Genomic DNA, 11,273 nt, shown 5'->3' on the forward strand with positions numbered 1-11,273 from the left:
CGCCAGCAGCGGCGCGAGGATGGCTCGTGAAGCCGATGACATGGTCGTGATCCTCGTGTGTGGTCGGGGTCCGGAAATCGAAACGGGGCCAAGCACTCGCATGCCCGGCCCCGTCGAACTGCTGGGCTCAGGCCAAAGCGAAGGCCCTGCGAAGCTGGCCAGCGTCGGCCTGAGCTGAGCCGCCTACGCTGCGCAATTGCATAGGCGCTTCGCTTCGGCGGCTCAGTGCCTCACTTCACGTGGCAGGCGGTGCACAGCGCGCTGTTGGCGTTGGAGACGCGCAGGAAGGTCTCGCCGGCAACGCGCCCGGTGCCCGCCGGGCCGGCCTGGCCCTGAGAGACGTGCGGGTCGTGGCAACTGCCGCACTCGACCAGCGGGCCGGTGGCCGTGGCTTCGCCGGGTCGCACGTACAGCGGCAGGTCGGTGCGCTGCTTGGTGCCAGCCGCGCCGGTGTCGATCCAGAACACCTGGTTGCCGTTGATCGTGGCCGTGGTGGCCGGCTGGAAGTCCTGGTCGCGGCAGTTGGTGATCGCGCCGGTGTTGTCCATGCCGCCGCCGCAGTACTGGATGCCGATCGGGTGGTCGTTGGACAGGTCGGTGCCGATCAGCGCCGCGCCGCTGGACAGAGCGCCCGCCGCATTGACGGTGCCGCCGGCGTTCCAGGTGAAGGGCTGGCCGTCGTTGCCGCCGCCGTCGGCGTTCAGGCCGCCGGACCCGGGCGAGTTGATGATGTTGTCCATCGCCTGCGTACCGTCGTGGCACGACAGGCAGGCCAGCGAGATGCCGCCCACCGGCGCTACCGAGCCGTCGAGCGACGGCGTCTGCAGCGACGCGTAGGTGGTATAGCTGCCGCCGCCCGCGGGCGTGCCGTTGGCGCCGAGCCGCTTGTTCCACAGCGGCACCGGTGCAGTGGTGCTGCCGCCGTGCGGCGTGTGGCAGAACACGCAGACCTCGGCCGTGTCGGTGACCTGGTTGCGCCCGGCCGGGCCGGTGCCCGATCCCAGGTTGTGCTTGGTGTCGTTGATGCCCGCTTGCGCGGTGCCGCTGAGGCCGAAGAACAGTGCCGCCAGAACCGCTGCGGACGCCGCCCCCCACCTCCCCCGGCTGCTGAGCCATGACAGCTTCATGTTGCCCCTCTCGTCGGTTGGTTGGTTGAACAGTCGTCAGGCCCGGCACTCCCCAATGCCCGCATGACGCCGGCATTTCTGCAGTTTCTGTGCCATTTGCCGCAGGGCCCGCGCTCCCTCGCACAGACGCGCCTGCGACTCGAAAAGCTCCCGCTTTCCGGAAGCGCGTTTCTCGTGATCGGGAAAGTGCGCGCGAGCGCGGCGCTCGTGCGCGAGCGCTACTTCGCGACGGTCGCGGGGCGGGCGAGCAGGCCGCTCTTCTCGCTCAGGCCGGCAGGCCGGTAGACGTCGATCTTGCGGAACCACTGGTCGACCACCAGCACGCGCCCGTCCTCGTCGACCGCGATGCCCGAGGGCAGCATGTACTTCGCCGGACCGTCGCGTTCGGAACGGTCGCCGACGAACAGCAGCAGTTCGCCGTCCGGGTTGAAGATCTGGAAGTTGCCGAACGCGGTGTCGACCACGTAGACGTTGCCCTCGCGGTCCACCGCCACTTCCTTCGGGCGTGCGAACTGGCCGTACTGCTTGCCGACGCTGCCGAAGCTCTGCAGGTAGCGGCCCTCGCGGTCGAACATCACCACGCGGAAGTTGCCGCCGTCGACCACGTACAGGCGCCCGTCCTTGCCGATGGCGAGGTCGCGCGGCAGGTTGAACTCGCCCGGCCCGGAGCCGCGTCGGCCGATGTCCTGCAGGTGCTCGCCGCTGACCGCGTCGAACACGCGCACCCGGTGCTGCTCGGAGCTCACGCCGCCGAGGTCGACCGCATAGACCCGCCGGCCTTCCGGATCGACCGTGACGCTGGACAGCCGCGAGAACCACTTCTCCCCGCCGATGCGGCGCAGGAATCGGCGATCGGGTCCGTAGACGTTGATCGCCTTGGCACCGATGTCGGCCACGTAGAGGTTGCCGGCGGCGTCGACGTCCAGACCGATCGGCTTGATGAGCTGGCCCGAGCCTTCTTCCTCGCCCACCTTGAACTGCTTGCCCTGCGGCACGTCGAACACGCGCACGAAGCGCGAAACGGTGTCGGAGACGAAGATGCGCCCGCGGTACACCGCCACCGCATAGGGCTTGGACAGCGCCTCGCCACTCGCCTGCTCGCCGGTGACGAGCTTTCGCAGTTCGCTGCCGGCCTCGGCCGGCAGGATGTCGGCGCTGGAGCGGATGGTGCGCTCGTAGTAGAAGCGCGGCTCGTCGGGCGGCGGCGGAAAGACGAGCTCCTTCGGCGCCGCAGTCGCGTTGGGCCCCGGCACCTGCGCACAGGCCTGCAGCAGCAGCGCCAGCGCGGCGGCCAGCAGCGGAGCGGGCGCGTGCCGCCTCATCGCAAGGCCCTTGGTCGTGCGGCTACTTCGCCGCGCCGACCATGTAGTCGACGGCGGCCTTGATGTCGCCGTCGCTGAGGTTCGCGGCGCCGGCTTTCGGCGGCATCGCGCCCTTGCCCTTGGTCACCGAGGCCACCAGCGCATCGCGGCCGGTGGCGATGCGCGGCGCCCAGGCCGCCTTGTCGCCGAGCTTGGGCGCATTGGCCACGCCGGTGGCGTGGCAGGCCACGCAGGTCTTCTCGTAGACCGCCTTGCCGTCGGCGGCGACGGCCGTGCCGCCGAGCGCGGCGATGCCGAAAGCGAGAAACGCGAGTCCCGTTCTTGCGAAATGCATGGGCTTGTTCTCCGTGTGGATCGATGCTGCGCACGAGGAAACGCAAACCGCGTGCCACGCTCGGTGCGAATGGCAAGGAAGTTGCAACCTGCGGCAGCACAGACATCTCGACGACCGGAGCGCCACCGATGAACCCGCTCTTCGCCCTCGCCCTGCGCTGCGCGGCGGCCTGCGCACTCGCGCTGCCGCTGCTGGCCGGCGCTGCTGCGCCGCCGAAGGATGCGCCGCGCGGCGCGGTGCTGTATCACAACTACTGTTCCGTCTGCCATGGCGACAAGGGGGACGGGCGCAGCCGCGCCACGGGCTCGCTGTCGACGCCGCCGCGCGACTTCACCAGCGAGGCCAGCCGTGCCGAGCTCTCGCGCGAGCGCATCGTGCTGGCCATCACCCACGGCCGGCCCGGCACCGCGATGGTCGGCTGGAAGACGCAGCTGTCGGAGGCCGACATCGGCGTGCTCGCCGACCACGTGCTCGCCACCTACGTGAACCGCCAGGCCGGCTCGCCCTCGCCCGCGGCCACGGCGGGCATCTCCGGCACGCGGGCGCACGGCGGGCGCGAGGCCGATACCGCTTCCACCCCCGTGCAGGTCGACATGACGGCCGGCCTCCCCAACGGTCTGAAGGGAGACTTCAAGCGCGGGGGTGCTTTTTATCTCGCCAACTGCGCCACCTGCCACGGCGCGCGCGGCGATGGCGCCGGCCCGCGCGCCTACTTCATCAATCCCAAGCCGCGCAACTTCGTCGAGCCGGCGTCGCGCTCGCGCTTCAACCGCGTGGCGCTGTACGCCGCGGTCAGCGAGGGACGGCTGGGCAGCGAAATGCCGGCCTGGAAGCAGGTGGCCACGCCGCAGCAGATGGCCGACGTGACCGAGTACGTGTTCCGCAGCTTCATCCTGGCCACGCCGGCCGCGCAGGCCGCCGCCAAGTGAAGCGGCGCGCTGCGCTCGCTTCCTGGTTCGGCCTCGCCGCCGCGCTGCTGGCCGGCTGCGGCGTGCGCGATCCGGCCGCGCAGATCGAGGCCGGCCGCGCGGTCTACAACTACCGCTGCTACTTCTGCCACGGCTACTCGGGCGACGCGAAGACGCTGGCGGCCACCTACCTCGAGCCGAAGCCACGCGACTTCACGCAGGGCCCGCCGCTGCAGGCGGCGGCCATCCTCGCCACACTGCAGCAGGGCCGCGAGGGCACGGCGATGAAGTCGTTCACCGGTGTCATCAGCGCCGACGAGATGGCCGCCGTGGCCGCCTTCGTCGAGCACGAGTTCGTGCGCCGCAAGGCGCCCAACACCGCGTACCACACGGCCGAGAACGGCTGGCCCGACCGCCAGCGCTATGCCATCGCGAATCCGTTCGCCACCGGCACGATCGCGCTCGATGCGCCCCTCGAGCAGCTCGACGCGCAGCAGCGCCGCGGCCGCACGCTCTTCCTCGAGGCCTGCATCAGCTGCCACGACCGCGCGCGTGTCGCCGACGAAGGGCCGGCGTGGAGCTCGCGGCCGCTGTCATACCCGCGCATGGGCTTCCAGCCCGGCGACTACGGGCCGCCGAAGCCGGATGCGGTGTCGGGCGCGAGCGTCTATGCACAGCACGACATCGTGCCGGTGATCGAGGGGCTGACGCCGCTGGAGAAGCGCGGCGAGGCGCTGTTCCAGGCCAACTGCGCCTTCTGCCACGGCGCCGACGGCACCGGCAAGAACTGGATCGGCCAGTTCATGGAGCCCAAGGCGCGCGACCTCACGCTCTACACGCGCCAGAGCATGCCCGCGACGCGACTGCGCGAGACCATCCGCGAAGGCCTGGACGGGACGTCGATGCCAGCCTGGAAGGACGTGCTCCAGCCCGCCGAGGTGGACGCGGTGGCCGCCTATGTGGCGCGCGCCTTCTTCCGACGCGACGGCCGCTGAGCGGGAGCGCCGCGCCGCCTACTTGCTGTGGCAGGTCAGGCAGATCGCGCTGCCGGTGTTCGGGCGGCGCAGGAAGGTCGGGTTGAAGTTGCTGCCCGGCCCGGCCGAGGGCACGCCGTGCGGATCGTGGCAGGAGGCGCACTCCACCTCGTAGCCGTCGCCACTGTTGTACAGGCGCAGTTCGTTGGCCTCGGCGCGGCTGTTGCCGTTGACGTCGAAATAGGCCAGGCGCGTTTCGCGCCGGGGCGGCTCGTTGAAGTCGGTGCCCGTGCCGGCGGGCGGGTAGCGCACACCCACCGGATGGTCGTTGCGCAGGTCGGTGCCGAGCGCGAAGGCGCTGAAGTCATAGGCGGTCGGAAAGGCCGCGCCCGCGCCATTCGGGTTGTGGCACACCAGGCAGCCCTGGTCGGGGCCTTGCAGACCGACGTGCGTGACGGCGGCGTTGGGCCACTCGTTGAGCAGCGCCGGCGCGTCGGAGCCGATGCGCGCCGTGTTGTAGCGGCCCGAGCCCGGCATGTTGACGATCGCGTCCACCGCGGTGGTGCCGTCGTGGCAGCTCAGGCAGGTCAGCGAGCTCGCGCCCGGCTGCGTGACCGGCTGCGTCATCGAGGCCGTGGCCAGCAGGTCGTAGGTCTGGTAGGTGGTGACCTTGGTCGTGCGGTTCCACAGCGGCGCGGCGATCGTCTGGTTGGCTCCGTGCGGCGTGTGGCAGTAGACGCAGACCTCGCCGTAGTTGTTGCGCTGCGTGTCCATCAGCGCGGCGTTGATCGGCCCGCCCGGGCCGGTCTCGACAGGCCGCTGGGTCAGGTTGTGGCGAGTGTTGGCCACGCTGCCGCGGTTGCTGAACTTCGACGGCGTGCCCGGTGCCGGGTCGGGGCCGGCCCAGGCCGCGCCGGCCAGGCTTCCCGCCAGCAGCAACGCGGCGGCGCGGACGAGGGCAAGTCGCTTCATGCGGCTTCGTTCTGCAAGCGCCGTACCGCCCGCGCGGCCGGGCCCTCGCCGGGCAGCAGCGCTGTCCGCATTCCCGGAATCGAGCCGCCGATTCCCGCCCCCGGGAAATGCGCATGACGTGCATCAAGCCTCGCCCAGCTTGCGGATCACCTCGATCTTGTGGAAGAACTGGTCGGCCACGTAGAGGCGGCCGGTCTCGTCGCAGGCCACGCCGGCGGGCAGCGCGAAGCGGCCGGGCTCGTCGGCCGTGCCGCGCCCGCCGATCGCCAGCAGCAGCTGGCCGTCGCTCTGGAACACCTGCACGTTGGCAAAGCTCGCATCGCTGACGTACAGCAGCCCCTGCCCGTCGATCGCCAGTCCGCGCGGGCGGCCGAACTGGCCGAGGCCGTTGCCCGCCGATCCGAAGGCACGCAGGAAACGTCCCTGCACATCGAAGGCCTGCACGCGGAAGTTGCCGGCATCCAGCACCCACAGCGTGCCGTCGGGCGCGAGTGCAGCATCGACCGGCAGATTGAACTCGCCGGCTGCGTCGCCACGCCGGCCGAGGCTGCGCACGAGCCGGCCCTGCGCGTCGTAGCTGTGCACGCGGTGCGCGTCGCTCTCGACGCCGCCGGTGTCGACCACGTGCACGCGGGCGCCGTCGGCACTCACCGCCACGCCGGTGGGCCTCGCCCACAGACTGCTGCCGTCGATGGCGCGCTGGAACAGGCCGATCGCGTCGTAGACCACCAGCCGCCGCGCCGTGGCATCGACCACGTAGACCAGGCCCTGCGCATCCACCGCGATGCCGGCCGGCTTGCGCAGCTCGCCCTCGCGGCGCAGACCGAAGGCGAAGCTGCGCCGCCTGGCGAGATCGAACACGAAGATGCGCCGGCCCTCGGTGTCGCCCACGTAGACGCGACCGCGCGCGGCCGCCACCGCGCCGGGCTTGCCGAAACCGGCCTTCGTCGGCTCGCCGCCGAGCTGTTCGCGCAGCCCGGCGGCGGCACCGCCATCGGCCGCGCTGCCGGCGTTGCGCAGCGTGGCTTCGTGGCGGAACCGGGCGGTGTCCGGCGGCGGCGGCCACACCGGCGCCGCCTTCGGATCGGGCGGCGCCGGCGGCGCCGCGCAGGCGGCCAGCAGCGCCATCGGGGTCGCCGCCAGCGGCAGGAGCAGATTGCGGCGTCGCATGCACGCGCTGCAGCAGAGCGCGTGCCAGCCACGGGCATGGCGATTGCTGAAGCAGCCCGCCATGCTGCCCGAACTCGGCCACTTCGCGCTCGTCGTCGCACTCTTCGTCGCCCTTGCGCTCGGCACACTGCCGATCGTCGGCGCGGCGCGTGGCGACGTGGCCGCGATGAACCTCGCCCGCCCGGCCGCACAGGCGCTGTTCGTCTTCGTCGCCATCGCCTTCGGCTGCCTGATGGCCTCGTTCGTGACCAACGACTTCTCGGTGCTCAACGTCGCCTCGCACTCCAACACCGAGTTGCCGCTGGCCTACCGCATCGCCGCCACCTGGGGCAGCCACGAGGGCTCGATGCTGCTGTGGGTGTTCATGCTCACGCTGTGGATGCTGGCGGTGAGCCTGTTCTCCTCGCGGCTGCCGCCCGACATGGTGGCGCGCGTGCTCGGCGTGATGGGCTTCGTGGCGGTGGGCTTCCTGCTCTTCGTGCTGCTCACCTCCAACCCCTTCCAGCGCCTGGTGCCCGCCGCGCTCGACGGCCGCGACCTCAACCCGCTGCTGCAGGACCCGGGCATGGTGTTCCACCCGCCGATGCTCTACATGGGCTACGTCGGCTTCGCGGTGGCCTTCGCCTTTGCCGTGGCAGCGCTGCTGTCGGGCCGCTTCGACGCCGCCTGGGCGCGCTGGTCGCGCCCCTGGACCACCGCCGCCTGGACCTTCCTGACGTTGGGCATCGCGCTGGGCAGTTGGTGGGCCTATTACGAGCTGGGCTGGGGCGGCTGGTGGTTCTGGGATCCGGTGGAGAACGCCTCGTTCATGCCCTGGATCGTCGGCACCGCGCTGATCCACTCGCTGGCCGTGGCCGAGAAGCGCGGTGCCTTCAAGGCCTGGACGGTGCTGCTGGCGATCGCCGCGTTCTCGCTGTCGCTGCTGGGCACCTTCCTCGTCCGCTCCGGCGTGCTGACCTCGGTGCACGCCTTCGCCACCGACCCGGCGCGCGGCATCTTCATCCTCGCCTTCCTGCTGGTGATCATCGGCGGCTCGCTCGGCCTGTTCGCCTGGCGTGCGGCGGGTGTCGGCTTCGGCGGCCGCTTCGACCGCGTCTCGCGCGAGTCGCTGCTGCTGGTCAACAACCTGCTGCTGGTGACCGCCGCGGCCTCGGTGATGCTCGGCACGCTCTACCCCCTGGTGCTGGACGCGCTCGGCCTGGGCAAGATCTCGGTGGGCGCCCCCTACTTCGAGACGGTGTTCGTGCCGCTGATGGCACCGGTGGTGCTGCTGATGGGCGTGGGGCCGCTGGCGCGCTGGAAGTCGGCGAGCACGGCGGAGCTGGCGCGCAAGCTGCGCTGGCCGGCGGTGATCAGCGTGGGCGCTGCGCTGGCCCTGCCCTGGTCGGCCGGCCGATTCAGCTTCGGTGTGGCACTCGGCCTGCTGCTGGCGGCCTGGGTGTTCGCCAGCACGGCGGCGCTGCTCGCGCAGCGACTGCGCGGCGAGCCCGGCGGCGGCATCGCCTCGCGGCTCGCGCAGCTGTCGCGATCGTCGCCGAGCTTCTTCGGCATGGCGCTGGCGCATGCCGGCGTGGGCGTGTTCATCGTCGGCGTCACCATGGTCAAGGGCTACGAGCTCGAGCGCGACGTGAAGATGGCGCTCGGCGACAGCGTGACGGTGGCCGGCTACGGCTTCACCTTCCAGGGCGTGGAGGAGTTCGAAGGCCCGAATTACGTCGGCGTGCGCGGCACGCTGCGTGTGCAGCAGGGCGACGCAAAGCCCTTCCTGATGCACCCCGAGAAGCGCCTGTACAAGGTGCAGCAGATGCCGATGACCGAGGCCGCCATCGACAGCGGCCTGTGGCGGGATCTCTACGTCTCCCTCGGCGAGCCGCTCGGCGCCGACACCTGGACGGTGCGCGTGTACCACAAGCCCTTCGTCGACTGGATCTGGTTCGGCGCGCTGGCCATGGCGCTCGGCGGGCTGCTCGCCGCGGCCGATCGTCGCTACCGCGTGGCCACTCGGCGCGAGGCACCGGCCGCGGCCGGTCCGCGTGCCGCTGCCGCGGCACTGACCGCCTGCCTGCTCCTGGTGATGGCCTGGCCGGCTTTCGCCGGCGAGGCGCAGCCGCTGGCGGCCAATCCGGCGCTGGAGCAGCGCGTCAACCGCCTCGCCGCCGAACTGCGCTGCCTGGTGTGCCAGAACCAGTCGCTGGCCGATTCGCACGCGCCGCTGGCCGTCGACCTGAAGAACCAGGTCCGCGAGCAACTCCAGGCCGGCCGCAGCGACGCCCAGGTGATCGACTACATGACGCAGCGCTACGGCGACTTCGTGCTCTACCGCCCGCCCGTCAAGGCCAGCACCTGGCTGCTGTGGGGCGGGCCGCTGCTGGTGCTGCTGGCCGGTGCGATGCTGCTGTGGCGTGCCATGAAGCCGCACCACGTGCCGGCGCCGGAGCCGGCGGCGGACTGAAGCCGCCGCTTCAGCGCGTCTCGCGGAAGTCGGGCGGCATGTCGGCGCCCAGGCCGTGCTTGTCGATGCGGTAGCGCAGGGTATCGCGGCTGATGCCGAGGTCGCGCGCGGCGCGGCTGACGTTCCAGCCGGCGCGGGCCAGCGCCTGGACCAGCGCCTCGCGCTCCATCTCGGGCAGCGTGCGCGAGCCCAGCGCGCCCGGCACCGAGTCGCCGCTGCGTTCGACCGGCGGCGCCGGCTCCGAGCGCAGCCCGAGGTCCTCGGCGTCGATCACGCTGCCGCGCGCCAGCAGCACGGCCTGCTCGAGCAGGTTGCGCAGCTCACGCACGTTGCCCGGCCAGGCGTGGCCGCGCAGAGCGCTTTCGGCCTGCGGCGTGAACGTCGGCGCCGCCCGGCCGTAGCGCGCGGCGTGGTGGGCCACGAAATGGCGCGCCAGCAGCAGCACGTCGTCGCCGCGCTCGCGCAGCGGCGGCAGCTCGAGCTGCACCACGCGCAGCCGGAAGTACAGGTCGGCGCGGAAGCGGCCCTCGCGCACCAGCTGGTCCAGAGGTCGGTGGGTGGCGGCAACGATGCGCACGTCCACGCGCTGCTCGCGCACGCTGCCCAGCCGCCGCACGGTGCGCTCCTCGAGCAGCTTGAGCAGCTTGGCCTGCAGCGGCTGCTCCATGTCGCCGATCTCGTCGAGGAACAGCGTGCCGCCCTCGGCCGTCTCGACCAGGCCGAGCTTGCGCTCGCGCGCATCGGTGAAGGCGCCGCGCTCGTGGCCGAACAGCTCCGACTCGAGCAGCTGCGCCGGCAGCGCCGCGCAGTTGAGCTCGACGAAGGGCTTGTCGCGGCGCGGGCCGTTGAAGTGCAGCGCCCGCGCCACCAGTTCCTTGCCGGTGCCGGTTTCGCCGCGCACCAGCACGGCGGGCGCCTCGCCGTCGCGCAGTTGCTCCTCGGAGCGCAGCAGCTGGCGCAGCAGCGCGTGCAGGCGCAGCATGCCGGGCGATTCACCGCGCAACGTCGACAGGTCGGCGCCCTCGCCATCGCGCTGCCGGTAGTAGGCCAGCGCGCTGTCCTTGCGCCGCTCGGAGGTGGCGCGCTGCAGCAGCATGCCGAGCTTGGCCAGCGGCACCGGCTTGGTCAGGAAGTCCAGCGCGCCGGCCTTCATCGCCTCCACCGCGGTTTCCACGCTGCCGTGGCCGGTGACCATGATCACCGGCGTGGCCGGGCACTGCGCGCGGATGCGCTCCAGCGCCTGCAGGCCGTCCATGCCGGGCAGGTTGAAGTCGAGCACGACCGCATCGGGCGCGAAGCGCTCCAGCCGTGCGATGCCGTCCTCGGCGGTCTCGGCGCACTCGACCTCGTACTCCTGTCGCTCGAGGTAGGTGCGCATGTTCTTGGCGAGGACGGTCTCGTCCTCGATGATCAGGATGGCGCCGTTCATGGTGGCCTTTCGACGGTTCAGGCGGCCTGCGCCAGGCGCAGGCTGATCGAGACCACCGTGCCGCGGCCGGGCTCGCTGGCGATGTGCAGCCGCCCGCCCTGGCGTTCGAGCACGCGGCGGGCGAGCGCCAGGCCCACGCCCATGCCGTGCGCCTTGGTGGTGAAGAAGGGCTGGCCGACGCGCTGGCGCTCGGCGCGGGCGATGCCGCTGCCGTTGTCGCGCACCTGCAGCAGCAGCTGGCCGCGCGCGGTGTCGGCCTGCGCGCTCACGGTGATGCGGCCGCCGTCGGGCACCGCCTCCAGCGCATTGGCGACCACGCTGCGCAGCACCTGGCCGACGCACAGCGCGTCGGCCTGCACCGGCGGCAGCCCGTCGGCCAGATCGGCGCGTGCCTTCACGCGGCGGCGCTCGATCTCGCGTGCGAACTCCTGCAGGCAGCTGCCGACCAGCGGCCCGAGCGCCAGCGCCTGGCTCTCGCCGTCGCCCGGCCGCGTGTAGGCCAGCAGCTCGCGCAGCCAGGCGCCGAGCCGGTCGGCCTGCTCGACGATGTCGCGCGCCGCCTCCTGGGTGGCCGCGGCGTCGCCT

At 71.8% G+C, this 11,273-nt stretch carries 10 protein-coding genes; 3 read left to right on the forward strand and 7 right to left on the reverse strand.

Annotated elements, in window-relative coordinates; translation table 11 throughout:
- Positions 1-230 precede the first annotated feature (230 nt).
- The 3 genes from AB7U92_RS12410 to AB7U92_RS12420 form a co-directional block, all read right to left on the reverse strand.
- Positions 231-1,127 (reverse strand): hypothetical protein, encoded by an 897-nt coding sequence (locus tag AB7U92_RS12410; RefSeq protein WP_428576982.1) that lies wholly within the window; start codon positions 1,125-1,127, stop codon positions 231-233.
- A gap of 218 nt (positions 1,128-1,345) precedes the next feature.
- Positions 1,346-2,449, reverse strand: coding sequence for a 6-bladed beta-propeller (locus tag AB7U92_RS12415; protein WP_428576984.1), 1,104 nt, complete (start codon positions 2,447-2,449; stop codon positions 1,346-1,348).
- 22 nt (positions 2,450-2,471) lie between these two features.
- Positions 2,472-2,783 carry a c-type cytochrome gene (locus AB7U92_RS12420; protein WP_428576987.1) on the reverse strand — a complete coding sequence of 104 codons (312 nt, stop codon included), beginning with the start codon at positions 2,781-2,783 and terminating at the stop codon, positions 2,472-2,474.
- A gap of 128 nt (positions 2,784-2,911) precedes the next feature.
- On the opposite strand from AB7U92_RS12420, the gene AB7U92_RS12425 reads away from it, so the two are divergent.
- Both AB7U92_RS12425 and AB7U92_RS12430 read left to right on the forward strand, forming a co-directional pair.
- Positions 2,912-3,712, forward strand: a complete 801-nt coding sequence (locus tag AB7U92_RS12425; RefSeq protein ID WP_428576990.1) for a c-type cytochrome — start codon at positions 2,912-2,914, stop codon at positions 3,710-3,712.
- Positions 3,709-4,686: a c-type cytochrome gene (locus tag AB7U92_RS12430; RefSeq protein ID WP_428576993.1), complete on the forward strand. Its 978-nt coding sequence runs from the start codon at positions 3,709-3,711 to the stop codon at positions 4,684-4,686. The genes AB7U92_RS12425 and AB7U92_RS12430 overlap by 4 nt, the downstream gene beginning before the upstream one ends.
- A gap of 18 nt (positions 4,687-4,704) precedes the next feature.
- Here the strand turns inward: AB7U92_RS12430 and AB7U92_RS12435 are convergent, their stop codons facing one another.
- Both AB7U92_RS12435 and AB7U92_RS12440 read right to left on the reverse strand, forming a co-directional pair.
- Positions 4,705-5,637 (reverse strand): cytochrome c3 family protein, encoded by a 933-nt coding sequence (locus tag AB7U92_RS12435; RefSeq protein WP_428576996.1) that lies wholly within the window; start codon positions 5,635-5,637, stop codon positions 4,705-4,707.
- Between the two features lie 123 nt (positions 5,638-5,760).
- Positions 5,761-6,807, reverse strand: coding sequence for a 6-bladed beta-propeller (locus tag AB7U92_RS12440; RefSeq protein WP_428576999.1), 1,047 nt, complete (start codon positions 6,805-6,807; stop codon positions 5,761-5,763).
- Positions 6,808-6,868: 61 nt separating this feature from the next.
- On the opposite strand from AB7U92_RS12440, the gene AB7U92_RS12445 reads away from it, so the two are divergent.
- Positions 6,869-9,259, forward strand: a complete 2,391-nt coding sequence (locus AB7U92_RS12445; protein ID WP_428577002.1) for a heme lyase CcmF/NrfE family subunit — start codon at positions 6,869-6,871, stop codon at positions 9,257-9,259.
- Between the two features lie 10 nt (positions 9,260-9,269).
- Here the strand turns inward: AB7U92_RS12445 and AB7U92_RS12450 are convergent, their stop codons facing one another.
- Entirely contained in the window at positions 9,270-10,688 is a 1,419-nt protein-coding gene (locus AB7U92_RS12450; protein WP_428577005.1) for a sigma-54-dependent transcriptional regulator, read from the reverse strand.
- Between the two features lie 17 nt (positions 10,689-10,705).
- A partial coding sequence (locus AB7U92_RS12455; protein WP_428577007.1) for a sensor histidine kinase occupies positions 10,706-11,273 on the reverse strand: 568 nt, incomplete at its 5' end.

The organism is Piscinibacter sp. (genome assembly GCF_050175855.1).
In the GTDB taxonomy this organism is placed as follows: domain Bacteria; phylum Pseudomonadota; class Gammaproteobacteria; order Burkholderiales; family Burkholderiaceae_C; genus Piscinibacter.